26 protein-coding genes are annotated in these 25,991 nt (G+C 61.5%); 12 read left to right on the plus strand and 14 right to left on the minus strand.

Features of this window, described 5'->3' with window-relative positions; genetic code table 11:
* Positions 1–18 precede the first annotated feature (18 nt).
* Complete coding sequence (locus KF712_18800) at positions 19–489, minus strand: hypothetical protein (protein MBX3743041.1); 471 nt, start codon at positions 487–489, stop codon at positions 19–21.
* 176 nt (positions 490–665) lie between these two features.
* Between KF712_18800 and KF712_18805 the strand changes: the two genes are divergently transcribed.
* From KF712_18805 to KF712_18845, 9 genes are all read left to right on the plus strand, one after another.
* On the plus strand, positions 666–1,652 hold the full coding sequence (locus KF712_18805) for a malate dehydrogenase (GenBank protein MBX3743042.1): 987 nt from the start codon (positions 666–668) through the stop codon (positions 1,650–1,652).
* A gap of 361 nt (positions 1,653–2,013) precedes the next feature.
* The gene (locus KF712_18810; GenBank protein MBX3743043.1) at positions 2,014–3,006 is read left to right on the plus strand and encodes a MoxR family ATPase; all 993 of its coding nucleotides are present in this window, start codon (positions 2,014–2,016) and stop codon (positions 3,004–3,006) included.
* A gap of 2 nt (positions 3,007–3,008) precedes the next feature.
* Positions 3,009–3,305, plus strand: coding sequence for a hypothetical protein (locus KF712_18815; GenBank protein ID MBX3743044.1), 297 nt, complete (start codon positions 3,009–3,011; stop codon positions 3,303–3,305).
* 10 nt (positions 3,306–3,315) lie between these two features.
* Positions 3,316–4,197, plus strand: coding sequence for a DUF58 domain-containing protein (locus KF712_18820; protein MBX3743045.1), 882 nt, complete (start codon positions 3,316–3,318; stop codon positions 4,195–4,197).
* Positions 4,194–4,880, plus strand: coding sequence for a DUF4381 family protein (locus KF712_18825; GenBank protein ID MBX3743046.1), 687 nt, complete (start codon positions 4,194–4,196; stop codon positions 4,878–4,880). Before KF712_18820 ends, KF712_18825 begins: the two co-directional genes overlap by 4 nt.
* Positions 4,877–5,833, plus strand: a complete 957-nt coding sequence (locus KF712_18830; protein ID MBX3743047.1) for a VWA domain-containing protein — start codon at positions 4,877–4,879, stop codon at positions 5,831–5,833. Before KF712_18825 ends, KF712_18830 begins: the two co-directional genes overlap by 4 nt.
* A complete protein-coding gene (locus KF712_18835) occupies positions 5,830–8,652 on the plus strand; it encodes a VWA domain-containing protein (protein MBX3743048.1) in 2,823 nt (940 codons plus the stop codon). Before KF712_18830 ends, KF712_18835 begins: the two co-directional genes overlap by 4 nt.
* A 378-nt stretch (positions 8,653–9,030) precedes the next feature.
* Complete coding sequence (locus KF712_18840; GenBank protein ID MBX3743049.1) at positions 9,031–9,507, plus strand: RDD family protein; 477 nt, start codon at positions 9,031–9,033, stop codon at positions 9,505–9,507.
* Positions 9,508–9,560: 53 nt separating this feature from the next.
* Positions 9,561–9,845, plus strand: coding sequence for a hypothetical protein (locus KF712_18845; protein MBX3743050.1), 285 nt, complete (start codon positions 9,561–9,563; stop codon positions 9,843–9,845).
* Between the two features lie 214 nt (positions 9,846–10,059).
* On the opposite strand, the gene KF712_18850 is transcribed toward KF712_18845, so the two are convergent.
* The 6 genes from KF712_18850 to KF712_18875 form a co-directional block, all read right to left on the minus strand.
* Complete coding sequence (locus tag KF712_18850) at positions 10,060–10,758, minus strand: DUF1080 domain-containing protein (GenBank protein ID MBX3743051.1); 699 nt, start codon at positions 10,756–10,758, stop codon at positions 10,060–10,062.
* Between the two features lie 62 nt (positions 10,759–10,820).
* The gene (locus KF712_18855) at positions 10,821–12,368 is read right to left on the minus strand and encodes a putative Na+/H+ antiporter (GenBank protein MBX3743052.1); all 1,548 of its coding nucleotides are present in this window, start codon (positions 12,366–12,368) and stop codon (positions 10,821–10,823) included.
* A gap of 76 nt (positions 12,369–12,444) precedes the next feature.
* Entirely contained in the window at positions 12,445–13,347 is a 903-nt protein-coding gene (miaA, locus tag KF712_18860; GenBank protein ID MBX3743053.1) for a tRNA (adenosine(37)-N6)-dimethylallyltransferase MiaA, read from the minus strand.
* 97 nt (positions 13,348–13,444) lie between these two features.
* A complete protein-coding gene (locus tag KF712_18865) occupies positions 13,445–14,047 on the minus strand; it encodes a transposase (GenBank protein MBX3743054.1) in 603 nt (200 codons plus the stop codon).
* 177 nt (positions 14,048–14,224) lie between these two features.
* Positions 14,225–15,616, minus strand: coding sequence for a signal recognition particle protein (gene ffh / locus KF712_18870; GenBank protein ID MBX3743055.1), 1,392 nt, complete (start codon positions 15,614–15,616; stop codon positions 14,225–14,227).
* A gap of 42 nt (positions 15,617–15,658) precedes the next feature.
* A complete protein-coding gene (locus KF712_18875; GenBank protein MBX3743056.1) occupies positions 15,659–16,927 on the minus strand; it encodes a polysaccharide deacetylase family protein in 1,269 nt (422 codons plus the stop codon).
* A gap of 100 nt (positions 16,928–17,027) precedes the next feature.
* Here KF712_18875 and KF712_18880 point away from each other — a divergent pair, with 100 nt between their 5' ends.
* Both KF712_18880 and KF712_18885 read left to right on the plus strand, forming a co-directional pair.
* Positions 17,028–17,699 (plus strand): ABC transporter ATP-binding protein, encoded by a 672-nt coding sequence (locus KF712_18880; protein ID MBX3743057.1) that lies wholly within the window; start codon positions 17,028–17,030, stop codon positions 17,697–17,699.
* Positions 17,700–17,808: 109 nt separating this feature from the next.
* Complete coding sequence (locus KF712_18885) at positions 17,809–18,507, plus strand: TetR family transcriptional regulator (GenBank protein MBX3743058.1); 699 nt, start codon at positions 17,809–17,811, stop codon at positions 18,505–18,507.
* Between the two features lie 166 nt (positions 18,508–18,673).
* On the opposite strand, the gene KF712_18890 is transcribed toward KF712_18885, so the two are convergent.
* Positions 18,674–19,189, minus strand: coding sequence for a hypothetical protein (locus tag KF712_18890; GenBank protein ID MBX3743059.1), 516 nt, complete (start codon positions 19,187–19,189; stop codon positions 18,674–18,676).
* A gap of 92 nt (positions 19,190–19,281) precedes the next feature.
* Complete coding sequence (locus tag KF712_18895) at positions 19,282–20,142, minus strand: DUF4190 domain-containing protein (protein MBX3743060.1); 861 nt, start codon at positions 20,140–20,142, stop codon at positions 19,282–19,284.
* A 934-nt stretch (positions 20,143–21,076) separates the two neighbouring features.
* On the opposite strand from KF712_18895, the gene KF712_18900 reads away from it, so the two are divergent.
* Entirely contained in the window at positions 21,077–21,208 is a 132-nt protein-coding gene (locus KF712_18900; GenBank protein ID MBX3743061.1) for a phage integrase N-terminal SAM-like domain-containing protein, read from the plus strand.
* A 440-nt stretch (positions 21,209–21,648) separates the two neighbouring features.
* On the opposite strand, the gene thrS is transcribed toward KF712_18900, so the two are convergent.
* The 5 genes from thrS to trpA form a co-directional block, all read right to left on the minus strand.
* On the minus strand, positions 21,649–23,523 hold the full coding sequence (thrS, locus tag KF712_18905) for a threonine--tRNA ligase (GenBank protein ID MBX3743062.1): 1,875 nt from the start codon (positions 23,521–23,523) through the stop codon (positions 21,649–21,651).
* 120 nt (positions 23,524–23,643) lie between these two features.
* The gene (locus tag KF712_18910) at positions 23,644–24,456 is read right to left on the minus strand and encodes a diaminopimelate epimerase (protein ID MBX3743063.1); all 813 of its coding nucleotides are present in this window, start codon (positions 24,454–24,456) and stop codon (positions 23,644–23,646) included.
* Positions 24,457–24,478: 22 nt separating this feature from the next.
* Positions 24,479–24,871, minus strand: a complete 393-nt coding sequence (locus tag KF712_18915; protein ID MBX3743064.1) for a type II toxin-antitoxin system VapC family toxin — start codon at positions 24,869–24,871, stop codon at positions 24,479–24,481.
* Positions 24,868–25,116, minus strand: a complete 249-nt coding sequence (locus KF712_18920) for a hypothetical protein (GenBank protein MBX3743065.1) — start codon at positions 25,114–25,116, stop codon at positions 24,868–24,870. The genes KF712_18915 and KF712_18920 overlap by 4 nt, the downstream gene beginning before the upstream one ends.
* Before the next feature lie 46 nt (positions 25,117–25,162).
* On the minus strand, positions 25,163–25,960 hold the full coding sequence (gene trpA, locus KF712_18925) for a tryptophan synthase subunit alpha (GenBank protein MBX3743066.1): 798 nt from the start codon (positions 25,958–25,960) through the stop codon (positions 25,163–25,165).
* Positions 25,961–25,991: the final 31 nt, after the last annotated feature.

Below are 25,991 nucleotides of genomic sequence, written 5' to 3' on the forward strand. Positions count from 1 at the left end.
GCCTGGAGGGGCCATTCCTCAGGAGTGGCTCTCCGGCTGGCCGTCCGTTTCCACTGGGCTTTGCTGGGGGAGCCGGGGCTTCAGCAGGTCGAAACGGGAGGCACAGTACATGCAGCGGAACGTCTGCGTGAAGATCAGGCTGAACACCGCGGACGTCGCATGGTCCAGCGGGAAGATCCGCGTTGCCTTCGGATGGACGTGTGCCCTGGATCCGGCGAGCGGTGTCCCCTTGCAGAGCGGGCAGAGGACTTTCCGCCGGTTCAGGAATGAGATCAGGGTGGTGATGGCATAGGCGGCCACGCTGCCGATCAGGATTTTGGTGCTCCTGGGAGTCGGTTCCATCAGGAGGATGGGGATGCAGGTCAGCACCGCAACCCCAGACAGCCAGTTGAGGAACACCACGATCTGCGCCCATACAAATGGCGCCCTGAACGGCACCGAGCGCAGGCGTGCGGGTGTGGCTGGTTGAGAGGGTGATGGAGGGGCCAAGGGGATCCGCTGTGTTTTGGCGGTGCCAGCATTCCGCAGCCATACTGCGTTGGCAAGCCCCGAAGGGAGAGCCCGCGGCGGCCGCTTTTTCCCTTGGCCAAGGATGCAGGTTGACCTGCCGGAGGACGAAACCTAAACAGGTATCACTACCACTCTCATTCCATTCCCCATTACCAATGAAGGACCCCATCACAGTCTCCATCACGGGCGCCGCCGGCCAGATCGGCTACGCGCTGCTGTTCCGCATCGCATCCGGCTATGTCTTCGGCGCGGACCAGCCGGTGAACCTCCGCCTGATCGAGGTGGAGCCCGCCTTGCCAGCCCTGAACGGAGTGGTGATGGAGCTGGATGACTGTGCGTTTCCCCTGCTGCGGGAGGTGGTGCCGACGGCGGACCTGGACGAAGGCTTCAAGGGTGCGAACTGGGCGCTGCTCGTCGGTTCCGTGCCGCGGAAAGCGGGGATGGAGCGGGGCGACCTGCTGGGCATCAACGGCAAAATTTTCACCGGCCAGGGCCAGGCCATCGCCCGCAACGCCGCGAAGGACATCCGCGTGCTGGTCGTGGGGAATCCCTGCAACACCAACGCGCTCATCGCCATGAACAACGCCGCCGGCGTGCCGAACGAGCGCTTCTTCGCCATGACCCGCCTCGACGAGAACCGGGCGAAAAGCCAGCTCGCCGCGAAAGCCGGAGTGCATTCCTCCGACGTCACCAACCTCTGCATCTGGGGCAACCACTCCGCCACCCAATATCCGGACTTCACCAACGCGAAGATCGGCGGCAAGCCCGCCACCGAAGTCATCACCGACCAGGCCTGGCTGGAGGGCGAGTTCATCACCACCGTCCAGCAACGCGGCGCGGCCATCATCAAGGCCCGCGGGGCCTCCTCCGCCGCCTCAGCCGCGAATGCCGCCATCGACACCGTGAAAAGCCTCATCACCGCCACTCCGGATGGTGACTGGACCTCCGTCGCCGTCTGCTCCGACGGATCCTACGGCATCGAGAAAGGCCTCATCGCCTCCATGCCCATCCGCGTGAAGGCGGACGGCACCTGGGAAGTCGTGCAGGGCGTGCCCGTCAGCGAATTCAGCCAGGGCAGGATCGACGCGACCATCAACGAGCTGAAGGAAGAACGGGATGCCGTGAAGGATCTCATTCCCTGAGGGGGAGACGCGCTGCAGCCGGGTAAGGAGGGAGGACACTCCTGTCCTCCGGCTGCAATGGGAACTCATAGCAAAGGCATCGCAGGGATAAATCCACCTGTTCATTCATTCGCCAATGCCGCCGGAGGACAGGAGTGTCCTCCCTCCTTACCCGGCTGCAACCGGAACGCCGGGCAAAGGCATCACAGGGATAGATCCACCTATCATTCAATTCGCCATTCCAGCCGGAGGACAAGAATGGGAGCGGAGCGGACATGGCGGCTCTGCCGCAATGTCCTCCCTCCTTACCTCCCCGATCGGTTAGGCCCGTTTCTTTTCCGAAATATCCCGGAAATCCCCACCGTTATAGGCTCTTCATTTTATGAATCAGGACGAATTGGAACGACTCCAGCAGGAAATCACCGAAGCCAGCGGCTGGATCCCCGCGATCATGGCGGAAATGTCGAAGGTCGTGGTCGGCCAGCAGTATGTCATCGAGCGGCTGCTCATCGGCCTGCTGTCGGACGGTCACGTGCTGCTGGAAGGCGTGCCCGGCCTGGCGAAGACCACCACCATCAAGGCGCTCGCCCAGAGCATCCAGGGGGTATTCAAGCGCATCCAGTTCACGCCGGACCTGCTGCCGTCGGACATCGTCGGTACGCTTTTCTACAACTCGCAGACGCAGGAATACTCCACCAAGAAGGGTCCCATCTTCGGCAACCTCATCCTGGCGGACGAAATCAACCGCGCCCCGGCAAAGGTCCAGTCCGCGCTGCTGGAGGCCATGCAGGAACACCAGGTCACCCTCGGTGAGACCACCTTTCCGCTGCCGGATCCTTTCCTCGTCCTCGCCACCCAGAACCCGCTCGACCAGGACGGCACCTACCCGCTGCCTGAGGCACAGGTGGACCGCTTCATGCTGAAGGTCGTCGTCGACTACGGCACCCATGAGGAGGAGCTGGGCATCCTCGAGAAAATGGGCACCTCCGGCGCGAAGCCGACCGTCAGCCCCGTCACCGACCTGGACACCATCGTCCGCATGCGCTCGCTGAGCGACCGGGTGTATGTCGATCCGCAGATCAAGGACTACATCGTCCGGCTGGTGCTCGCCACCCGTGACCCGAAGTCCATCGACCCGAAGCTCGACGGCCTCATCCGCTACGGTGCCTCCCCGCGTGCCACCATCAACCTCATCCTCGCGGCGAAGGCGCACGCCTTCCTGCAGGGCCGCGCGCATGTCACGCCGTTCGACGTCCGCAGCATCGCCCCGGACGTCCTGCGCCACCGCCTGATCCGCACCTATGAGGCGGAGGCGGAGGAAGTAACCAGCGAGCAACTGGTGAGCTGGGTCTTGGACAAGGTGGCCGTTCCCTGATCATGGCTGAAAACCGCAACACCCGGCTATTGGCTCAGATGGCTCTCATCCTGGGTTTGCTCGCGCTCGGCACCCACTTGCTTGAACGGAAAGGGACCAGCCCGGAACAGGTGAGGAAGATCGTGGAAGAAGAGATGGCGAAAAGGGAGAAAATCTACGTGGACACGCAGACTCCGAAGGTCGCGAGAGCCATGGCGAAGCTGACCGGACAGGAGACTGGAGATTTCCAGCCTCAGACCGTGGAAGAGCTTTTCAGCCCTTTGATCGAAGCTCTCGGGGAACAGACAGAATCGAAATGAGGAACGCCCGATGATCCCCCGATCCTACCTCCGGAAGATCCGCCAGATCGAGGTGCGGACGAACCGTCTCGCCCAGGAGCTGCTGGCGGGGGCGTACCACTCCGTCTTCAAGGGACGGGGGATGGACTTCGAGGATGTCCGCGAATACCAGCTCGGGGATGACGTGCGGACCATCGACTGGAACGTGTCATCCCGCACCGGCGTCACCCATATCAAGAAATACCGGGAGGAGCGGGAGCTTTCCATGGCCATCGTCGTGGACGTCAGCGCGTCCGGGATCATCGGCACCGGGGAGCAGTCAAAGCGGGACCTGGCGGCGGAGATAGCCTCCGTGCTGGCCTTCAGCGCCACCCGCAACAGCGACCGCGTGGGCTTGGTCCTCTTCACGGACAAGGTGGAGAAATTCATCCCCGCCAGGAAGGGACGCTCGCACGTGTTCCGGCTCATCCGGGAGATCCTGTTTTTCGAGCCGGAGAACACCGGCACCTCCTGTGAAAAGGCGCTGCATTTCATCAACCATGTCTTCCCGCGCCGGGCCATCGTCTTCCTCATCTCCGACTTCATCGACGAGGGCTATGAGAAGGCGCTGAAAGTCACCAACCGGAAGCACGACGTCATCGCCATCCGCATCTCCGATCCCAGCGAATCGACCCTGCCGAAGGCCGGGTGGGTGACCATGGAGGACGCGGAGACGGGGCAGATGGTCGAGATCAACACCAGCGACCCGAAGGTGGTGGAGCGGTATGAGAAAGCCACCGCGGAGAAGCTGGAGCGGCAGCGGAAGATGCTGCAGCGCGCCGGTCTGGACTCCATCGAGGCGGAGACGGACAAGCCCTACCTCATCGAGCTGAAGAAGTTTTTCGAGCGCCGCATCATGAAGAAGAATCCATGAAGGAAACGCCCCCTGACATCACGGATGATTTCACGCTGGTCGCCCCGCCGGAGCCGCTGGCGTGGCTGTGGCCCGCGGTCATCGCGCTGGCGGTGCTGCTCGTCATCGGGTTGATCGTGTGGCGGCTTTACCGGAAGCGGCGGCTGCCGTTCCAGGAACCCGCCGTGCCGCCGGAGGTGGCCGCCCGCGAAGGTCTGGAAGCCAGCCGCAAGCTGCTGGACGAGGGGCGTTACAAGGAATTCGTGGTCGAGGTTTCGCGCGTGCTGCGCGTGTACATCGAGGACCGCTTCGCCCTCCGTGCACCGCATCTTTCGACCGAGGAGTTCCTGTTCGAGGCGGAGCGCAGCGACCGCCTGTCCGTGGACTGGCAGAACGCCCTGGGCGATTTCCTGTTCCAGTGTGACAAGGTGAAGTTCGCCCTCGCCAATACGGAGCAGCCGAGGATGGAAGCCCTCTATGCGACGGCGGAGAGGTTTATCAGTAAGGGGGGAGGACACTCCTGTCCTCCGTCTGCAACGGGAATCCATAGCAAAGGCATCTCCGAACAAAGTCACCTTTCCCAGCCCATCGCCAATGCCGCCGGAGGACAGGAATGGGATCGAAGCGGACATAGCGGCTTGCCGCAATGTCCTCCCTCCTTACTTCCTCCGACGGGGCCTGAAAAGAAAGAGGGCTCCCCATGACCCTCCCGCAGTTCAGCTTCGGCCAGCCATGGTGGCTCCTTCTCCTCATCCCGCTGTTGTGGTGGTTCTGGCGGAAGGGGCGGCCCGGCCAGACCGCGGCCATCCTTCACTCCACCACCAGCGTGCTGGCCGGCCTGGGGAATCCGCGGAAGGTCACTCCCGGCCGCATCCTGTGGGCGGTGCGTCTGGTCGCGCTGACATTGCTGGTCCTCGCCATGGCCCGCCCGCGCGTGCCGGAGGGGGAGCACAAGAACCCGAACAAGGGCATCGACATCATGCTGGCGTGCGACATCTCCGGCTCCATGGATGAAAAGGACTTCACCGTCGGCACGGAAAAAATTTCCCGCCGGGAAGCGCTCACCCGCGCCATCTCGGAGTTCGTCGACAACCGCACCAGCGACCGCATCGGCATGGTTGGCTTCGGCCAATACACCTACCTGCTCAGCCCGCTGACGACGGATGGCAACTGGATCAAGGACGTGCTGAAGATGGTCGTCCTGCGCATGGACGGCACCGCCATCGGCGACGGCATCATCGCCGGGGTGGACAAGCTGGAGGAAAACCCGGCCCGGTCGAAGGTCATGATCCTCGTCACCGACGGCCAGAACAACAAGGGCAACAACCCGTTGGTCGCCGCGGACTACGCGAAGACCAAGGGCGTGCGCATCTACGCGCTGGAGATCATGAACATCCGCAGCATCCGCGGCGCGGGTGTCGAGAAAAGCCCGCTGGCCCAGGTGGCGCAGAAGACCGGCGGCCAGTATTTCCAGGCGTCCGACACCGGCTCGCTCATGCAGATCTACCGCCAGATCGACCGCATGGAGAAGCGCGAGATCGAGGTGAACCGCCACATGCTCTACCATGAGCTTTTCCTCTGGTTCGCCGGACTGGCCGCCGTGCTGCTGCTGTTCGAGTGGATCGCCAATCACACCTTCTGGCTCCGGGTTCCATGATCTTCGCGCACAAATACCTGCTGTTCCTGCTGCCGCTGGTCGTCATCGGCGCGGTGTTGCTTTACCGTGTGTCAAAGGCCCGAGCGCGGAAAAAGCTCTCCGCCTTCAGCCCCGCCACGCGCCTGCCCGCCATGCTGCGGTCGGTGGACTTCCGGGCGAAGAAACGGAAATTCATCCTGGTGACGGTGGCGCTCTCGCTGCTGGTGGTGGCGCTGGCCCGGCCCATGTGGGGGCCGCGTGACAGCAGCAAGGAACAAGAAGGAGCGGAGTTTTTCATCATCCTGGACGTCTCGAAGAGCATGCTGGTGCGGGATGTGAAACCCTCCCGCCTGGACTCCGTGAAGGCATCCCTGGCGGAGTGGTTCAAGACCCGCTCCGGCGACCGCATCGGCCTCATCCTGATGGCGGGGGACGCCTTCATCCAGGCACCGCTCACCAATGACTACACCGCCCTGCGAGAGGTGCTGGAGCATTCCCGGCCGAAGTCCATCTCACTGGGCGGCACCAACATTTCCGAGGCCATCAAGGTGGCGGGCAAGGCGCTGGATGCCAGCGGCGTGAAGAACAAGGCCGTCGTCATCGTCAGCGACGGGGAGAACACGGAAGGCCATACCGTCACCGACGTGCAGGCCGCGCATGTGAACGAGCGGATCAAGTTCTTCACCGTCGGCGTGGGCACGCCGGAGGGCGGCCAGGTGCCGAACAAGGAACTGCCGCCGGATTTCCAGGGGCCGGTCACGGAGATTGTGAAGGACGAATACGGCCTGCCCGTGACCAGCAAGCTGGACGAGCGGAACCTGCGCGCCATCGCAGCAGCGGGGGGCGGGCGCTACTTCGACTACCTGCCGGAGGGAAAGACGTGGGACCTGCTCTACAACCAGTCGCTTTCCACGCTGGCGAAGAAGTCCGCCGTTTTCAAACTGGAGGACTTCGTCGATCTGTTCCAGATTCCCCTGTTGCTGGCCATCCTCCTGCTGGCTGCCGAAGTCGGCATCTCCACCCGCCTCAAGAACCCGCCCCGCCCGAAATCCGCCGTCACTCTCCCGGAACCAAGCCCGGCACCCGCCGCCAAAGCCATGGAAACGACCAAATACGCGCCGCTGGCCATCGCCCTGCTGTTCGCCCTCGCCGGATCATCATGGGGTGCGGAGGCGGACCCGCTCATCGCCCGGACGGAAGGCATGCTGCGGGAGGGAAAGGCGGCGGAAGCCGCGTCCATGCTGCGTGAGGCCGTGCAGAAGCGCCCGCAGGACCACTACCTGATCTACAACTACGGCATCGCCGCCTACGCCGCGCAGCAATACCAGGAAGCGGCGGACGCTTTCTCCGAGGTCTGCCTTTCCAAGGACAGGAAGCTGCGCGGGCAGGCGCTCACCCAGCTCGGCAACACCCACTACCGCATCGGCCAGACGGTCAGCAAGTCGTGGAACCGCAACGGTGCCGTCGTCGCCTGGGAACGTGCGGTGGAATACTACCACAGCGCGAACGAGGAGAAGCCGACGAAGACCACGGAGAAGAACCTCCTCGTGGCGAAGCAGCAACTGGAGAAGCTGCTGCTCGATATCGGGGACAAGTCGGTCATCGAGGCGGAAAAGGCGCAGGCCCAGCAGGAACAGATCACCGAGCCGGACAAGGCGGAGAAGAACAAGCCCGCCAACCTCAACGTCCAGGTCAGCCACCTGACGAAAGCCCACGAGGCCTACGAGAAGGTCACCAACCTCAACCCGGAGAACAAGGACGCGGAGAAGAAGCTGGATGAAGTGACGGAGAACCTGGCCGAAAAGCTCACCGAGCAGGCGCGCATGCTGCGCGAGCGGTCCGAAAAGGTGCCGGAGGGCAAAAATCAGAAGGCGGAGCAGGACAAGCTCAACGTCCAGGCATCCCAGTCCTATGAGAAGGCGCGCGCGCTGCAGCCTGACGACAAGCCTCTCGCCCAGGAGCATGACGCTTTCAAGAAAGAGGTCGCGGACAAGATGACGGACACCGCGCAGGAGATCGCGGACCAGGCCATGCAGCCGAAGCCGGAGGCTCCGAAGATGGGCGACCTGAAGAAGAAACAGGAAGGCCTCCAGAAAGCGCTGGAACAGACGAACAAGGCGCTGGCCTTCGACGACCAGAACCAGCGGGCGCAGAACCTCCAGGCGGAGGTGATGAAGAACCTGGAGGAAACGCACATGGCCCTGGCCGAGATGGCAATGGATGCCGGCAACGTCGCCGAGGAGCGCAAGCAGGTGGAGGGCGCGGCGGAGAATTTCAACGGCGCGATGCAGAATTTCCAGAAGGCGCTGGCCATCAACCCGGACAACGCGGAGGCGGAGAAAGGCGCCGCGGAGGCCCAGGAAAAGCTCGCCCGGAACATGGCGGAGATCGGCAAAAAGGAGATGGCCAAGGTCGGCCAGGAACCTCAACCGGCAAAAAAAGGCCAGACCCCGCCGCCGGTCGATCCGGTCAGCCGCCTGCGTGAGGACATCGGCCACCTGGAAAAGGCAGCCCAGAATTTCGCCCAGGCGGATGCGCTCGCACCCGGGGAGAATGAAGCCCAGGAACTCCATGAGCAGGCGACAGAGCAGCTCACGGAGCTGCGCAGCCAGCTCGACAAGGCCCAGGCACAGGCAGGCAACCAGCCGAAGCCACCGGGCGAGGAAGCAGGGGAGCAACAGGCCGCCGAGCAACCGGGTGAACCGCAGGACAGCCAGCAGCCCGGCACGCCCATGCAGGAGGTGAAGGCCATGGCCAGTTTCAGCGAGGTCCGCGGCAGCAGCGATCTTGAAGGCCAGTATAAGGACCTCCGCGACAAGCGGAAGATCCGCGACTGGTGAGACAAGCGGAAGATCCGCGACTGGTGAAATACCGTAGCGAATCTCGTGAGAGATTCGGCTGGGTGGAACCTCCACCAATGAACCGGCTGCGGTTCCTGATGGACTTCCCCCCAGCCGGAAGTCTCATGACTTCCGCTCCTGCGAAACAGCCACTATTTGATGGATGAACCGACGTTCCGCTCGACGTTTCCTCCTTTGCTGCTATTAGGTTTGTTCTCCGCCATGGACCAGGAATCCGACCCTCAAAAGCCAAGCCTCCGCCCGCCAGATCTGAAAGCTCCGGACCTTGCTCCGCCGCCCAGCATTCCGGCCCCTTCATTCACTCCGCCGCCGTCCGCGCCTCCTGCCAGCCCGGCTTCCTACGGCCCTCCGCCCACCATGGAGATCCCGGAAGAGGCGAAAAAGAAGGTTAAGGAAGTCGTCCCGGATGAGGATGAGGTGAAGGCCGGTGACATCGCCCCGTTCAACACCCGCATCATCGCTGCCCTGATCGACTACGGCGCGATCATCATCGCCAGCCTGGTGCTGATGAAGATCCTTCCCGGATTCCTTTCTTCTGTGGTTTCGCTGGCCTCGCTCGGCTACATTCTGACGAAGGACTCGCTGCCGTTCCTCGGTGGCCAGAGCATCGGCAAGAAGGTGATGAAACTCCGCGCGGTCACCGCTGATGGCGCTCCGCTCACCGGTAACTGGGAGAAAGGCATACTCCGCAACGCCTTCCTCATCATCGCTCCGGTCGAGCTGGTTGTTCTTCTCCTCCGTGAGGAGAAACCGGAAAAAGGCCGCCGCCTGGGTGACGACTTCGCGAAAACCAAGGTCATCGTGGAAGCGGAACCCGTCGTTCCGGAAGCTTGATTTGATTTTCCGGGCCGGGGGGGACATGTTTCCTCCCGGCCTTTTTTGTTTCGATGAGATTCCCTCGATTGATCTTCCTGTTCCTGTGCGTCGTTCCGGCATTTGCCCTGAGCGGCTGCATGGCCAGCATCGCGACCTTCAACAAGGCCCGCGGGGAATACACCTGGCCGGACAAGCCGAAGGACCAGATGCCGCCACGGGAGCCGCAGCCGGTTTATTATGCCTTGCTGCCCGTGACGGTGCCGTTCGATGTCGTCACATCACCCTTCCAGCTTCCGCTGTTCATCATGTGGGTGACCATGCCCGATGCCGGCGAAGGCATTATTCGGATGGAGTAAGGAGGGAGGACATTGCGGCAGAGCCGCTATGTCCGCTGCGCTCCCATTCCTGTCCTCCGGCTGCAACAGGAACCCATAGCAAAGGTATCGTCAGGAGATTCGTGGCTTTCGCTTCGTAGCGGTGAATTTTCGATGATCCGCCAATGCCGCCGGTGGACAAGAATGGGAGCGCAGCGGACATAGCGGCTCCGCCGCAATGTCCACTCTCCTTGCTTCACTTCAACTCGCGGATCTGGATGTCCTTGAAGTCGATGGGCGAGCCCTCGGACTCCAGGCAGAGGAAGCCCTGCGCGGGTTCGCATTTCTCACCGCCGGACACCTGCACGCCATTCACCCACAGACGGATGGTGCCGTCCACGGCGCGGATCAGATAGTGATTCCACTCGCCCGTGCCCTTCGTGGTCTGCTGGGTGGGGAAGCTGCGGCTGCCGTTCGGCGAGGTCGGTGGAAATGGGACCATCTTCGAGCGGCCGACCGGGAAAACATCCCCGTGGCAGGTGAACCAGTCGCCTTTTTTGCCGGAGGACTTTTCATAGGCGGCGGTGAATCCGGGATCCAGCACCTGGACCTCGATGCCGGCGTCCGGCAGGCCGGGCTTGGTCAGCTTGTCCAGCGCGTCCTGCGGTGCCCAGACGAAGACGCCGGAGTTCCCCGCGTCCTTCAGGTGGCACCAGGACACCGCCATCTCGAAGTTCTTGTACTGCTTCACCGTGCGCATCACCCCGATGGGCTGGCCGGTGCAGTGGAGGCTGCCGTCGTCCTTCCATTGCCACGTGTCGGGGGCGGTGTTGACCGGCACGAAGTCCGCCTTGCCGAGTGCCACCCAGCCGTCCGCTTTCGGATCAGGGGCGGTTTCCGCGGCGAAGCCAAGGGAGGAAATGGCGAGGACGATGCAGGCAATGGGTTTCATCATGATCCCTAGGATACGTGGATGGCTTGTCCGTTAAGTCATCGATTCATGCTGCAAATCCATCATCACGGCAGCAGCGCGAGGCAGAGATAGACGATGATGGTGGGCAGGACCGCCGCGAGGAAAAGCCTCAGCGGGGAGACGCCGCCTTCGAAAAATCTGCCGAGGATGCTCTGCCCCGCCGGGTTTGGAGCGTTGGCGATGACAGTCAGTCCACCGCCCGCCACCGCCCCGGCGACCACGGCGTATTTCGCGCCCTCGCTGATGCCGTCCACCTGCGCGGCCAGGTAGGTGATGGCCGCGTTGTCATTGAAGGCGGTCAGGATGGCCGCCCCCAGCATGAGCAGGGAGTCCGGCAAGGAGGTGATGACCGGGGAAATCCACCAACCCTGGCAGCCGCCATGGATGACCAGTCCGGCGAGGAAGAAGCCGACGAGCAGCGGCCCTTTCATCCGGATGTCATTCTGGTGGTGGCGGGTGGCGATGGTGAACGCCAGGAAGAACAGGAAGCCGCCGATGAACAAAGCCGGGTAGTGCGCGCTGTAGACCGTCCACGCCAGGAAGGTGAGATGGATGCCCACGATCCATGCGGGCACCGGATCCTCGCGTTCAGTCCATGCCGCGCTGTGGAGTATGCCATCCTCGATGCCGTCCGCCTTGTCCGCGATGCGGAAGAACTCCTTCCTGAACCACAGGAAATACGCGGTGGTGGAGATCAGGATGCCGAGGGCGGATTTCCAGCCGAAGTGTTGCAGCATGAATGCCGTGTCCCACTGCCACTTGCCCGCGACCATCAGCACCGGCGGCGCGGCGAAGTGGGTGAGCGTGCCCCCTACGGAGATGTTCACGAACAGCAGGCCCAGCGTGGCGTAGGCCAGTTTCGCCGGAGGGTTGTGACGGTAGAACTTCTTCGCCAGCAGCAGCGCGCCGATGGTCATGGCGGCAGGCTCCGTGATGAAGGAGCCGAGCAACGGCGCGATGATCATCACGCTCAGCCACCACGCGCCGGGGGAGCCGTTCCCCAGCGCCGCGGCACGGGACATGACTTTCTCCGAAAAACGCAGCACCGGCCTGCTGGCGGCGATGGCCATGACCACCACCACGAACAGAGGCTCCGTGAACACCCGGTCCTTGCTCATGTAGAGCTTGAAGTCGGTCCAACTGTGGAACCAGGTGGCCGCACCGGCCAGCGCCAGCACCCAGATGCCGAAGATGGCCTCCACCTCGCCGAAGAAATGGAGCATGGTCGCACGGAAGGATACCGGAGGCACCGCGTCCGGATCGGTGCCAGGCAGCGATCCTTGCCTGGCCAGCTTCTCGTCATGCAGGTGTTCGTATTGGTGGGCCAGCCGTGTGATGGGACCGGCGAGAAAGGTATGCACGATGGCCAGCAGGAAAATCACCGTCGCCGCCACATTGAACGGATCCATCGACGCACGGGTGACGATGGCATCGACGATGCTTTCGCCCGGCGGCGGATACATCTCCAGCGGACGCGGGAAGGTGGCGTACTGGTTGATCCCTCCGCTCAGGTTCGGATAAGCGGGCACAGGCTCCGCGGCAGGGAGGGAGCAGGAAAAAAGCAGCGTGATGAGGAGGAGAAAGCGTGTCATGGTGGATGGCCCGTCCGGATCGTCCCGGTGCCTGCCAGACTGGCCCGTTTTCCACGGAGGATCAAAGAAAACCGGCCTACAGGCGGACGATTTCCAGCCACTTCTCCCGCTTGAACCACGTCTCTTGGCGCTTCGCGTATTGGCGGGTGGAAATGGCCAGCAGTTCCTCACAGGTGGGCCGGTCGATCTCTCCGTTCAGCAGCGCGCGGATTTCCTTCACGCCGATCGCTTTGCCGCACGTCGGTGAATCCTCCGGAAGCGCGGCGACCTCTTCGATTGCCCCGCCATCCAGCATTATGCGGCTCCGCAGGGCGATGCGCGCCTGCAGGTCCGGGCGCGTCCGCTGGATGAAGCACCCCCGGAGCTGTGTCTCCCGCTCCGCGGTGGCGGACTGCCAGTCGTCGCGGAGGGTGGACGCCTTTTCCCCGGTGAGCAGGCAGATCTCCAGCGCGCGGGAGACGTAGCGGCGATTCTTCAGTGCGGTGCGGCTGGCCTCCAGCGGGTCCAGTTCCTGGAGCTGCGCGACCAGGTCCTCCAGCGACTGTGCGTCCAGTTCCGCGCGGAGCGCCGCGTCGCCCGTCGGGAGAGGGGATGCGCCATGGGTGAGGAACTTCAGGTAAAGCCCGGAGCCGCCGGTGACGACGGGCGTTTTCCCCCGCGACTGGATCTCCCGAATCACCGGCAGCGCGAGATCCACATAGGCCTGAGCGTCGTTCCGCTGGGTGGAGCAGAGCACGCCATAGAGATGGTGGGGGACCTGCGCCTTCTCTTCGGCGGAAGGAGCCGCGCTGAGGACCTCCAGCCCGCGGTAAAGCTGGAAGGCATCCCCGTTGACGATCTCCCCGTTGTTACGCAGGGCGTAGTCGATGGCGAACGCCGTCTTCCCCGAAGCCGTCGGTCCGCAGATGAAGTAAGGAGGGAGGACACTGCGGCGAGCCGCTATGTCCGCTTCGCTCCCATTCCTGTCCTCCGGCGGCATTGGCGATGAATCGAAAGGGCTACTCTGTTCAGGGGTGCCTTTGCCATGGGTTCCCATTGCAGCCGGAGGACAGGAGTGTCCTCCCTCCTTAGTCTCCTTACTGGATTGCTCGTGCCCGTTCACTTTGCCAGAGGGTAAAGGTTCCTTCGCGCAGCTTCACGGGATTTCTCCGGATATACCGCACCGCATTCACAAAATGATCCCCGTCCCGGATCATCGTATCCCGATAGCCGCTCTGCCAGATGGAACCGATCCCGATCTTCCGCGATGAGATCCCTTTCCAGCTCTTCATCAACTGGTCGATGGGAGCCACCGGCGTGAAAAGAAGATGCGCGTGGTTCGGCATGATGACCCACGCCTGATGATGGACCGACTTTCCCTCATCGTGCATCAGTGTTTCCTCCAGCAGCACGCGGTTCGAGGGATGGTTGAAAATGCAGGCTCCCGCCCCCTCATCCAGCCAGTTCTCGAAGTCCTTCGTGAAACGTTTGTGGTATTCCTTTTCCTTCGCGGGCGTCCATGGCTTCGGGTGCAGCGAGAGCCAGGTCGCACGCTCCTCCTTCCATTTCCGCGCCTTGGTCTGCGGGATTGAGTCCGCCAGCCGGAACGTCACAAACTGCATCGCCTCATCCTGCTGCCAATGCGGGAGCTTCACTCCGTGCTTCCGGATGTCTTTGTCTGGATGCAGGAATTCGGACATAAAGGAGGGAGGACACTCCTGTCCTCCGGCTGCAATGGCGAGGAAAGGAGGAGAAGTTTTCAGTGTTTGGTTTTCAGGGAAGAGAAGAAGGTTGGCTGCTAATCATACGAATTCAGCGAATGAATCTTTGGTTGCTCGCCAATGCCGCCGGAGGGCAGCAATGTCCTCCCTCCTTACTTAAAACGGAAATTTCCCTCCCGGAAACTTCCCGCCGCCCATGTTCTTCATCATGTCGCCCAGGCCGCCGGAGCCGCCCATCTGGCGCATGAGGCCTTTCATCTTCGACGGTGACTTCATCATCTTCCGCATCTCGCCGAACTGCTTGATGAGCTGGTTCACCTCGACGAGGGAAGTCCCGGATCCCGCGGCGATCCGCTGGCGGCGGGAGCCCTTGATGATCTCCGGCTTGCGGCGTTCCTCCGGCGTCATCGAAAGGACGATGGCCTCCGTGCGGTTCATCTTCTTGTTGTTGAAGGCGTCCGCGGGGAGCTGCTTCTTGATCTTGTTGAAGCCGGGCATCATGCCCAGCAGGCCTTCCAGAGGACCCAGGTTGCGGATCATCTTCATCTGGTCGAGGAAGTCGGTGAAATCGAACTTCCCTTCCTGCATCCGCTGCATGGAGCGCATGGCGTCCGCCTCGTTCACCTTGTCGGCGACCTGTTCCACCATGCCGACGATGTCGCCCTTGCCCAGGATGCGGTCCGCCATTCGGGTCGGGTGGAACTCGAAAAGCTGGTCCAGCTTCTCGCCCTCACCGGCGAACTTGATCGGCTTGCCGGTGACGGCGCGCATCGAGAGGGCCGCGCCGCCGCGGGAGTCACCGTCCAGCTTCGTCAGGATGATGCCGGTGATGCCCACGGCTTCGTCGAAATGGGTGGCCACGGAGACGGCCTGCTGGCCGGTGGCCGCGTCCGCCACCAGGAGCGTCTCCTTCGGCTTGAGGAAGGCGTGCAGGCGCTTCAGTTCCTCCACCAGTCGCTGGTCGATCTCCTGGCGGCCGGCGGTGTCGAAGATGAGGACGGTGCCGTTCTGGTTCTCCGCCCAGACCAGCGCGTCCTTCGCCACCTTCACCACGTCCGTCTCGGTCGCTTCCGGCGTGTAGATGGGCACGTCGATCTGTTTTGCCAGCGTGGCGAGCTGGTCGATGGCGGCGGGGCGGTAGAGGTCGCACGCGATGAGCAGCGGGCGGCGGCCTTCCTTTTTCAGGCGCAGCGCCAGCTTCGCGGAAGTCGTCGTCTTGCCCGCGCCGTTGAGGCCGCAGATGAGGATCCGCGCGGGCGGGTTGAGGTCCAGCGGAGCCTGGTCGCCACCCAGCAGTTCGGTCAGCTCGTCGTTGAAGAACTTGATGATCTGCTCGCCCGGTTTGATGGATTTCAGGACGTCCTCACCGATGGATTTCTCCTTCACCTTCGCGATGAAATCCTTCGCCACGCCGAACTCGACATCCGCCTCCAACAGGGCGATGCGGACCTCGCGCAGCGCGTCCGTGATGTTCTTCTCAGAGATGCGCCCTACGCCACGGAGGTTGCGGAAGGTCTTGTCGAGATTGTCGGCGAGGGATTGGAACATGGTCGGTTGGGATGAAAGTTGGAAAAGCCGGAGTCGCGGGGGTTATTCCCCGTCGGGTTGGTAGGCGGAGTTGCGGTCGATCCGGAAGGACCAGCGGAGCGGCGGGCTGTGCGGCTTGCCCGTCATATCCTTCCACGTCACGGTGACTTCGCAGGAAGGCTGGCGCAGCCGGCGGTTGATCTTCCAGGTGAACTTCTTCTCCGCCGGGTCGAACGTGGCGGGGACTTCACCGAAGCCTCCCACCTTCATGACCAGCGACGCCGGGTCGAAATTTTCCAGCGTGGAAAGGTCGGCGGAGATTTCCGGCAGGCGGGTGTTGATGACGGCACCGGCTTCCGGGGTGACCGGGTAGGGCGTGGTCTGGACCGGTGCCTGGCCGATTCCCCCGCCGGGGACACCACCGGGCGCGCCCGCCCCGCCGGCATCGGAACCCGCTTCGCGGAAGGTGGTGGCGAATTCGAAGATCTTGTCGTAGTTCCCCAGGATGATGTAGCGCGGCAGCGTCTTGGCCGGCATGCCGCGCTTCACCTTCCCGGGCAGCACGGTGAACAGGTGCGTGTAGCCGAACTCATCCGCCAGCGGCAGCATCTCCTCCGTGTAGAATCCACCCGGGTAGGCGTAGGTGGTCGCCTTGTGCTTCGGGAACTGCGACTCCAGGAACCGCTTCGACTCGCCCAGCTCCTTCCGCAGGAACGCATCATAGGCGTCCGCTCCCTTCTTCCGCATCGCCTTCACCGTCCCGGGATAGGGATGGCTCACGGAGTGGCTGCCGAGGGTCGCCCCGGCGGCGAGCATTTCCTCGATCATGCCGGTGGTGAGCGCCTTTCCGCCGCCGTCCACGTAGCTTTTGTAGAGATAGAGGGTGAAGGGATACTTGTACTCCTTCAGGATGGGGAAGGCGTCCGTATAGACGGATTTCCAGCCGTCATCCAGGGTGATGACCACACACTTCGGCGGGAGGGTCTTCTCGCCCTTTTTCCAGGCGATGAAGTCGCCCATGGAGATTACCGTCAATCCCATCTGCCGGAGGGCCTCCATCTGCTGGCGGAACTTCGACGTGCGGATCCGCATGGCCGTTTCCGGTTGGGTTTCCGAAAAATCATGGTAGCCCAGCACGGAGACACGCACTCCGTCATCCGGGATCTCCGGTTCCGCCGGGGCTTCCGGAGTGGCAGGCGGGGCCGCCGGGTCCGTGGTGGCGGGGGACTCCGCCGCGGGGACGGGCGTCGCGGGAGCGGGGGCAGGGGTGTTCTCCTGCGCCCACGCGAAAGTGGTGGCCAGCAGGGTGAACAGAAGGGCGGATTTCGTCATCGGCGGGCAGAAACTACGGCAGCCCGCGCGGTTTGGGAAGTAGCAACACGGGCATCGGCGGCACTTGCGCCCCGGTCCATCCGGTGCCCATGATCCCGCCATGAGCGATACCGTCATCGAGACGAAAAATCTCCACCGGAGCTACCGCATCGGCAGGAAATCCATCGAGGTGCTGCATGGCATCGATCTTTCCATCCAGCGGGGGGAAAAGGTCTTCCTCTGCGGTCCCAGCGGTGCCGGAAAAACCACGCTGCTCTACACCCTGGCCGGTCTGGAACGGCCGGAGCAGGGCACCGTGAAGATCGACGGCACGGACCTCTACGCGCTCGGCAGGAAGGAACAGGCGCGGTTCCGCAATGCCCGGATCGGCTACGTCTTCCAGAACTACCACCTCCTGCCGGAACTGACCGCCCTGGAGAATGTCGCCGTGCCCGGAGCCATCGCGGGGGAAGATCGCACGGAGGAGGCGATGAAGGCGCTGCGCCGCGTGGGCCTCGGCGAGCGTGCCGACCACCTCCCGGCGGAACTGTCCGGTGGCGAGCAGCAGCGGGTCGCCATCGCCCGCGCCATCGTCAACGAGCCGAAGGTCCTCTTCGCCGACGAGCCGACCGGCAACCTGGATTCAAAGAACAGTGCCGAAATCATGGGCATCCTGCTGGATCTGGCGACCGAGCACGGGGTGACCCTGGTGGTGGTCACACATGACCAGTCGCTCGCCAAGGTGGGGGATCGCACCCTCATCATCCGTGATGGAAGTATCCATCATGATTGAATTTGTCGTTCTCTTAAAATATTTGAAATCAGTTGGTTGAATCGCTTCAAAGATTCGTTTCAAATGCTTTTGTTTGACATGTCGGTGTATTGGCTTTGGTTTGGAGGTGATGAATCAAACAATCGTTCCCAACGGTGGCCCCAAGCTGAAATTGGTGGAGGCGGCGGAAAAGCTTTTCGCGGAGAAAGGCTTTGAGGCCGTTTCTGTCCGGGACATCACGAAGGAAGCAGGGGCCAACGTCGCCGCGGTGAACTATCACTTCGGCAGCCGGGATGGGTTGGTCATCGCCGTCATCAGCCGCTACATTATGCCGGTGAACCAGGAGCGTCTGGCACGTCTGGAGCGTGCGGAACGGAACGGGAACGACGTGCGGGAAATCATCGCCGCATTCGTGAAGCCGATCGTCGAGCAGGTCGGGAAGTCCGAGTTGTCGGAGAAACTTTACTGCCAGTTGCTGGGGCGCATTTTCTCCGAACAATCCGTGTCCCTGCCCGGGGAGCTGGAGTACCAGACCCGCAGCGTGGTGGAGCGCTTCACCAAGGTCCTGCACAAGGCGCTGAAGGAGTTTTCTCCGGATGAGGTCCTGTGGCGGCTGCACTTCATCGTCGGTGGATTGATCCACCTCCTCACCCACAGCGGGTTCCTTTACCGGGTGGCGGGATCCCTGACAGGCACCCCCTCCATGGACTCCAATATCGAGCGTTTCCTCGACTTCGCCGTCGCCGGACTCCGCGACGGCCTGCCCTCCACCGAAGGCGGGGAGGAAGCCGGGCAGAAGAAGGTGCCCCAAGCCCAGTTCAATTTCTGAGCAGGGAGGGCGGGTATTGGGGCAAAGCCGCCATGCCCGCCGCCAACGCCGCCGGTGTTTGGACTACCTTTATGAAGCGGTTCCGCATTCCACGCACTGCCGCTTGTTGAGCAGGGTTCAGTCGGTTGCCTGCACCGCCTTGTTCAGCTTGTTGTTTAAAGTGGGGTCATCTTTGAGTTCGTGTTAGGTTAAGAGCCCTCGGCTCCGGCTCCGGACCTTCCCCGGAAAGTGGAAATACGGTACGTCCAGCCGCTTGAGCAAGCCGAGAAACGATAGCCTGCTGAACAAACGGTAGTGGCTCTTCATAAAATGTAGCGGCTCTAATGTTCGTCATGCGACCTTCGTCCTCAGGAATCTCGATGATAAACTCATTCTGAATAACCCAACAAACCCGGATAAAGAAACTCTCCCAACTGGTGATCTGTCCCGAAGGATACTCCCCGCTCTGGATGCATTCTATGAAGCTCCTTGCAACAATGCCAATTCCCTTCACGCGAATAGAGCGTGAACCCGGCTGATTGGACTTCAGATAAATGATATCTCCTATCTTCAGACTGGCTAGGCTCGATTGCAAGTCAGCTCCGGACTGGCGGTTCCAACCGATCGTAAAACAATCTTCACTGAAAAAGTCATCTTGGACTTCTTCGCCGTCCCATTTCGATCCTGCTCCGTAAATTGCCATGTTTTGTGTTGTCTGTTGTGTATAAATTTTTTGCCGAACGTCTAAGGTGAGGCGCGGAGCCCAGCGGAGTTGCCTCCACCGTCTTGTTCGCCCTATTGGGTTCGGAAATAGCGGCTCTCGTCGGAACTTCCTCTGATCTGATTGTCTCCAACGAACTCTAATTCTCGATCGTTCCCATTATCAAAGTGAATCTGAATCCACCTGTCTTTGACGATTTGGTAATAGCCTTGTTCTGATACTTCGATTTGAGATCCGCCGCTCTCATTGATCGGAGTGCAAAACCACACCATTCTTCCGCCCTTGTGGAAATGCCAGGTCTCTCGAAGAATCATATCAGCCCCCGTTGGGCTTCTATTAGTTCCTGTCCATTGGCTCGTTATTTCACCAAGGTTGCTATTCGTCCTCGAATATTCACCCCCATTGTTACTTCGACGATAATCTGACTCTCTAACATATTGCGGGGTCGGCGCTGTAACAGCTCCAAAGATTATCAAAAATAAAAATAAGGCGCACCCGATATATCCCAAAATTGTTCCCCATATCGCTTTTCTTCTTCCAGATATTACTCCATTGGACTTTTTAATTGAGGAGAGCGCCAAATGACCAGTAATGATCGCAGGAATTGCAGCCAAAAGTGGAATTGCCAGAAATGAACCTGCGATGGCTACAATTCCACATATTAGGCTAGCTTTGGCTGTTCCCGATACCCCCGATGCTGTCGGGATTGGAGGTGGGTAAGCTGCCAATGATGCTGGTAAGGACGGACTCTTATACAGTGACTGCGGAATTGGATCGAGAGTGTTGAATGCGTTACTTATCTGCTGGTTCGCCAGGGCAGTTCCATCGCTACCGCAGGAAGGGCAAGAAACGGAAGTCGGCATCCGATTGTTTATTGGCTCGACTTCAAAAATGTAGTTTTGGCCGCATTCGCATGTGACTTCTATATCGATCATGTTGGATTTGAGTTTGGGGGCGAACGTCAAGGGTCAGGCGCCGGCGGAACGCCGGTTGCCTGCACCCGCTTGTTCGACTTATTTTGTTAGTTCGTCGATGGATGATTCCAAGGCTCTCAGATAATTCACTCTCAGTGCATAAGCAAGTTCGCTTCGTGGTATGCTACCATCACTTGAGACATACAGATTAAGCGTGGGGTTCAGGTCCCGAATCCTCTCAGCAAGATTCGGAAATGAAATCGAACCACTTCGCACTCGTTCGAGAACGACGTCGGCCATATCATAAAATTCCTTTGGGATGGGTTGTCGTGGGTTGCGTGCGAATCGCGGACGGTGATAATCGTCAATCTCATCACGGCGAAGATCTGAAAACGGCCCGAACTCCATTCTCACAATACTGTCTTCAACTCTCTTCGCAAATGGGTCGATGTTGTATGGCCCAACCTTCCTTCCAAGATCCCGCTCTGGAGAATGACTGAGAGCCGTTCGTAAGTCTTCCATGGGAATTTGTATTACTGGCCCGTCGTTCAGCGCGTATCTAGCCGCTCTCACGTAAGGATCAAGGAATACGGTCGATGGCATGTCTGTGCGCCAATAACGACCATTGGCCCATGGGACGTTTCGGAACCAGATTCCGCCTCTGATGTTAGCGCGTGGCATTGTCTTATTTTTCTTTGTCGAACAACCCAGATGGTGAACAAAACTGTCGGATTTCTCCAGCCATTTTATCGGCGGCATAAATGTCGCGTATTTACGGATTTTGTGTGATATTCGACAAAATCGCAGGTTTGGTGGGAAATATCCTTTCCTATGAGGCAGGAGGGGGGTAGCTGATCATGTGCCTGGATAGATCGGATGACAAGGGGCGATTGGAGGACCAGTTGCGGGGGAAAATCCGGATGAAGCAGTTTCTTGTCGAACGGAGGAAGCCTATGTGGGTTGGTATCGGAGATTTGTAAGGTGGCATGGGCTGCGCCATCCGGAGGAGATGGCTGCGCCGGAGGTGGAGGCGTTTCTCACGGGTCTTGCGGTGAATGGCCGCGTGGCGGAAAGTACGCAAAACTAGGCGCTCAATGCGCTGATTTTCCTTGATCGTGAGGTGCTGGGGAAAAATCCCGAAGGAATCCCGGCCATCAGGGCGGAAAGACGGAAAGTCATGCCCGTCGTGCTGACGGTGGAGGAGATCCGGAGACTGCTGGAGCCGATGGATGGAGCAGCCGGGCTGGCGGGCCGGCTGATGTATGGATGCGGATTGCGGCTGGTGGAGACGCTGGCGTTGCGGGAAGCTGGAGGTCAGGCACGGCAAGGGAGGGAACGACCGGGTGATGACGCTGCCGGCCCCCTGGACGGGGGAGAAGAGGCGGCACCATCTGCACGAAGTGGGAATCGCCCGCGAATTGCGCCGCTGCGCGAAACCGGGAAGAATCGAAAAGCGGATCACCGCCCACGGACTACAGAGTCCTCTGGATGACCTGTGATTGCAGCGGGCGCAGCACGCGGAATGCCCTATAGCGACCGTGCGCGGATCTCCTCGACGATGGAAGCGATGACCTCGTCCACCGGCTTGGTGCCGAGGTCGTCCTTGTCGCGGTGGCGGACGGAGACGGTGCCTTCCTCCACTTCACGCGCGCCGAGGACGAGCATGTAGGGCACGCGCTCCAGGCGGGTGTTGCGGATCTTCGCGCCGATCTTGTCGGAGCTGCGGTCGATGGTCACGCGCACGCCGGCGTCGGCCAGCTTGGCGGTGAGTTCCTCCGCCGCTTCCAGCGTCTTGTCGGAAATGGGGAGGACGCGCACCTGTTCCGGAGCGAGCCAGGCAGGGAACTTGCCCTCGAAGTGTTCGATGAGCAGGCCGGTGAAACGCTCCAGCGAGCCGAACGGCGCGCGGTGGATCATCACCGGGACGTGCGGCTGGTTGTCCGGGCCGATGTAGGAAAGTTTGAAGCGCACGGGCAGGTTGTAGTCCACCTGCACGGTGCCGAGCTGCCAGTCGCGGCCGATGACGTCCTTCACCACGAAGTCGATCTTCGGTCCGTAGAAGGCGGCCTCACCGAGTTCCTCGGTGTAGTCCACGCCCAGCGTCTGGACGGCATCGCGCAGGGCGGCCTCCGCCTTGTCCCAGTTCTCCGGGGAGCCGACGTATTTGTCGGACTCCGGATCACGGAGGGAGAGGCGCACGCGGTATTCGTGCATGCCCAGGGTATTGAGCACCTTTTTGACGAGATCCAGGCAGCCTTTGACTTCCTCCGCCACTTGGTCCGGGGTGCAGAAAAGGTGGGCGTCGTCCTGCGTGAAGCCGCGGACGCGGGTCATGCCGCCCAGCTCGCCGGACTGCTCCCAACGATACACCGTGCCGAACTCCGCCAGACGCACCGGCAGGTCGCGGTAGGAGTGGTGGTCGCTGGCGAAGATCTTGATGTGGTGCGGGCAGTTCATCGGCTTCAGCAGGTAACCTTCGTAGGTTCCGTCGTTGAGGCCGTTGATGAGCGTGGCGCAGGTGGCGTCCTCATCCGCCAGCTTTTCCAGCACGTCCCGCTCCGGGATCGCCGGGTACTGGCTTTCCTGGTAGTAGGGGAAGTGGCCGGAGGTGCGGTAGAGGTCCAGCTTGCCGATGTGAGGGGTGAAGACCTGGGAGTAGCCCTGCTTGTCCAGCTCCTGCGTGATGAACTCCTGCAGCGAACGGCGGACGAGCGCGCCCTTCGGCTTCCAGAGGATGAGACCTTGGCCGACGGCTTCGTCGATGTGGAAAAGCCCCAGCTCCTTGCCCAGGCGGCGGTGGTCGCGCTTCTTCGCTTCCTCCAGCCGGTTGAGGTGTTCTTCGAGCAGTTCCTTGCTTTCAAAGGCGGTGCCGTAGAGCCGCTGGAGCTGGCCCTTCGACTCGTCGCCCATGTAGAAGGACGAGGAGACGGACATGAGTTTCGTGTTCTTGCACTTCGCCGTGTAGCCCACGTGTGGGCCGGCGCAGAGGTCGATGAACTCGCCGTTCTGGAAGCAGGAGATTTCCTCGCCTTCCGGGATCTTGTCGATGAGGTCCAGCTTGAAGCGGGAAGGATTTCCCGGGCGCTCCGACAGGCCGCCGAGACGTCCGCTTTCGGCCAGCGCCTTCGCTTCCTCACGGGAAATGACCTTGCGCTCGAACTTCTGGTTCTCCTTCGCGACTTTCCTCATCTCCGCCTCGATCTTCTCGAAATCATCCGGCGTGACGCGGTGTTTCATTTCGAAGTCGTAGTAGAATCCGCTCTCGATGGGCGGCCCGTAGGCGAACTGGGCGTCCGGCCAGATGCGGAGGATGGCGGTGGCCATGACGTGCGCTGCGGAATGGCGGAGCCGTTCCAGGTCGGTCATCTGGTTGCGTTCGTCGAGAGTCTTGCGTTCGGACATGGCGGGCGGAAAATGAGGGATGGAGGTGGGACGTTCAATATCGAACGTCTGAAAAATAAGAAACCGCGCGGCGGGTGCCGCGCGGTTTCCGGGAAAGGAAGCAGGTTCGCGCGGCGGTGGTCAGACTTCGATCTCGCCTTCGAAGACGAAATCGGCCGGTCCGGTGAGGGTCACGTTGGTGAAGGTCCGGTCGCCTGTTTTTTCGAAACCGATCTCCAGGGTGTCGCCGCCTTCCACATCCACCTTGATGGGGGAAGGGTCGCCGGAGAGCAGGTGGTGGATCAGGGCGCTGGCGACCATGCCGGTGCCGCAGGCCAGGGTCTCATCCTCCACGCCGCGCTCATAGGTGCGGATGGCGATGTGTCCCGGTTCCAGCACCTTGGCGAAGTTCGCGTTGGTTCCGGCAGGGGAAAAGTCGGCATGGCGGCGGATGTCCCGGCCGTGGTTGAAAACGTCCAGATCGTCCAGATCATCCACGAAAGCGACCACATGAGGCACTCCGGTGTTCACGAAATGCAGGTCCGCGTCCAGACCCTGAACCTTGGTGACGGTGTTGAGGCGCAGGTCCTTCGGCTCGGACATGGCGATACGGACGTCGTCACCGATCATTTCCGCGGCAAGGGTCCCGGCGATGGTTTCAAAGGTCACCTTGTCCGGAGTTTCCTCCGTGAGGTGGGCGGTGAAGCGGCCGAAACAACGCGCGCCATTTCCGCACATCTCCGCCTCGCCGCCGTCGGCGTTGTAGTAGCGGAACTTGTAGTCGGCTCCCTTTTCGGCTGGCTCCACGGCCAGCAGTCCGTCGGCACCGATGCCGCGGTGGCGGTCGCAGAGGGCCTCGATGGTTTCGGTGTCCAGGTTGGTTTGCAGGTCGCGGTTGTCGATGACGATGAAGTCATTGCCGGCGCCGTTCATTTTGTAGAAGTGGAGGAGCATGCGGAAGTGGCGGAATTAAAGATCAGGGTTGGGCGCGAAGCAACTGCGGGATGTGGTCGAAATGCGCGTCCGAGGTGCAGAGCCAGAACTGATGCTGGAGGGCGATGGCAGCGATCCACAGATCATTGGCCGGGATCGGGGTGCCCTGGAGCCGGAGCTGGAGATGAAGTTGGGAATAGTAAAGGGTGGTCTGCAGGTCCGGGGCCACCACGCGGGCAGTGGGTTTCGAGAGGAAACGCTGGAGATCGAGTTCGTTCCGCTCCCTCTTGCCGCCATTCATAAAGCCGGCGCGAAGTTCACCGATCACGATGACGGACAGATGGACCTCGGACGCGGATTCCGTGGCGGAAAGCCATTTCCCGGAACGCCGTAGATCGGAGTAGGCGTTGGTGTCCAGGAGGATGCTGCGGCTCATTGCCAATCCTCCGGGTCGATGCGGTCGAAATCCTTCATCGCTTCATCGAAGGCGGGATCTTCGATCCATGTGCCGACGAACTCCCGGAAGTCCGTATTGACGGATGCGTTTTTTTTGACGGAGTCCTCCGACAGCTTCTCGATGACCAGCGCGTTGAGGGATTTTCCGGTGGAGGCGGCTTCCTTGCGAAGTGCCGCATCGACCTCTTCCGGAATGCCCCGGATGGTGTATTGCATGCCTTTCATGCCTGCATGGTAGGCGGAAAATGCAGGCAGGTCAAATCCCGTGGTTTCAGGCACCCTTCGTAGCCGCGATGAGCGGGGCGGTGAACTCGCGGACCGCGCGGGCGGCATCCGTGGGGTTCAGCTCCACCTGTTTCACGATCGCGGAGCCGACGATCACACCGTCCGCGGTGGCGGCGACCATGGCGGCCTGCTCCGGGGTCGTGATGCCGAAACCGACGCAGACAGGGGTGTCCGTGAACTGTTTGATGTTTTCCACCTGGGCGGAAATGTTCGCCGACGGGGCGACGTGGGCACCGGTCACGCCGGTGCGGGAGAGGGCGTAGATGAAGCCTTCGGAGGACTCCGCCAGCATCTTGATCCGCTCCTGCGGGGTGGTCGGGGCGATCAGGCGGATCGCCTTAAGGCCGTGTTGCTGGGAAAATTCGTCGCTCAGCTTCGCCTCGTCCGGTGGCAGGTCCAGCAGGAGGATGCCGTCGGCACCGGCTTCCGCCGCGTCCTTGTGGAACTTCTCGAAGCCGTAGGTGAAGATCGGGTTCAGGTAGGTGAACAGGACGATGGGCGTCTGGTGTGTTTCGCGGAATTTCCGGATCAGTTCCAGCGCGCGGGCGGTGGTCATGCCGGACTTCAGCGCGCGGTCGGCCGCCATCTGGTTGACGATGCCATCCGCCAGCGGATCGGAAAACGGCAGGCCGAACTCGATGATGTCCGCCCCCTCGTCCGCAAGGCCGCGGATTACCTCCAGGCTGCCATCGAAATCCGGATCGCCCGCAGCGATGTAGGCGATGAAGGCTTTCCGGTTGTTTTCCCGTAGGGCGGCGAAGGTGGTGTCGATGCGGTTCGGCATGCGCGGCGGAGCGTGAAGGGTCCGGGCGGGA

The organism is Akkermansiaceae bacterium, from assembly GCA_019634595.1.
In the GTDB taxonomy this organism is placed as follows: domain Bacteria; phylum Verrucomicrobiota; class Verrucomicrobiia; order Verrucomicrobiales; family Akkermansiaceae; genus Luteolibacter.

Coding starts and splice junctions, on each gene's coding strand:
- KF712_18805 (MBX3743042.1), top strand. CDS start 666: ATGAAGGACCCCATCACAGTCTCCATCACGGGCGCCGCCGGCCAGATC.
- KF712_18810 (MBX3743043.1), top strand. CDS start 2,014: ATGAATCAGGACGAATTGGAACGACTCCAGCAGGAAATCACCGAAGCC.
- KF712_18815 (MBX3743044.1), top strand. CDS start 3,009: ATGGCTGAAAACCGCAACACCCGGCTATTGGCTCAGATGGCTCTCATC.
- KF712_18820 (MBX3743045.1), top strand. CDS start 3,316: ATGATCCCCCGATCCTACCTCCGGAAGATCCGCCAGATCGAGGTGCGG.
- KF712_18825 (MBX3743046.1), top strand. CDS start 4,194: ATGAAGGAAACGCCCCCTGACATCACGGATGATTTCACGCTGGTCGCC.
- KF712_18830 (MBX3743047.1), top strand. CDS start 4,877: ATGACCCTCCCGCAGTTCAGCTTCGGCCAGCCATGGTGGCTCCTTCTC.
- KF712_18835 (MBX3743048.1), top strand. CDS start 5,830: ATGATCTTCGCGCACAAATACCTGCTGTTCCTGCTGCCGCTGGTCGTC.
- KF712_18840 (MBX3743049.1), top strand. CDS start 9,031: ATGGAGATCCCGGAAGAGGCGAAAAAGAAGGTTAAGGAAGTCGTCCCG.
- KF712_18845 (MBX3743050.1), top strand. CDS start 9,561: ATGAGATTCCCTCGATTGATCTTCCTGTTCCTGTGCGTCGTTCCGGCA.
- KF712_18850 (MBX3743051.1), bottom strand. CDS start 10,758: ATGATGAAACCCATTGCCTGCATCGTCCTCGCCATTTCCTCCCTTGGC.
- KF712_18855 (MBX3743052.1), bottom strand. CDS start 12,368: ATGACACGCTTTCTCCTCCTCATCACGCTGCTTTTTTCCTGCTCCCTC.
- miaA (MBX3743053.1), bottom strand. CDS start 13,347: ATGCCGCCGGAGGACAGGAATGGGAGCGAAGCGGACATAGCGGCTCGC.
- KF712_18865 (MBX3743054.1), bottom strand. CDS start 14,047: ATGTCCGAATTCCTGCATCCAGACAAAGACATCCGGAAGCACGGAGTG.
- ffh (MBX3743055.1), bottom strand. CDS start 15,616: ATGTTCCAATCCCTCGCCGACAATCTCGACAAGACCTTCCGCAACCTC.
- KF712_18875 (MBX3743056.1), bottom strand. CDS start 16,927: ATGACGAAATCCGCCCTTCTGTTCACCCTGCTGGCCACCACTTTCGCG.
- KF712_18880 (MBX3743057.1), top strand. CDS start 17,028: ATGAGCGATACCGTCATCGAGACGAAAAATCTCCACCGGAGCTACCGC.
- KF712_18885 (MBX3743058.1), top strand. CDS start 17,809: ATGAATCAAACAATCGTTCCCAACGGTGGCCCCAAGCTGAAATTGGTG.
- KF712_18890 (MBX3743059.1), bottom strand. CDS start 19,189: ATGGCAATTTACGGAGCAGGATCGAAATGGGACGGCGAAGAAGTCCAA.
- KF712_18895 (MBX3743060.1), bottom strand. CDS start 20,142: ATGATCGATATAGAAGTCACATGCGAATGCGGCCAAAACTACATTTTT.
- thrS (MBX3743062.1), bottom strand. CDS start 23,523: ATGTCCGAACGCAAGACTCTCGACGAACGCAACCAGATGACCGACCTG.
- KF712_18910 (MBX3743063.1), bottom strand. CDS start 24,456: ATGCTCCTCCACTTCTACAAAATGAACGGCGCCGGCAATGACTTCATC.
- KF712_18915 (MBX3743064.1), bottom strand. CDS start 24,871: ATGAGCCGCAGCATCCTCCTGGACACCAACGCCTACTCCGATCTACGG.
- KF712_18920 (MBX3743065.1), bottom strand. CDS start 25,116: ATGAAAGGCATGCAATACACCATCCGGGGCATTCCGGAAGAGGTCGAT.
- trpA (MBX3743066.1), bottom strand. CDS start 25,960: ATGCCGAACCGCATCGACACCACCTTCGCCGCCCTACGGGAAAACAAC.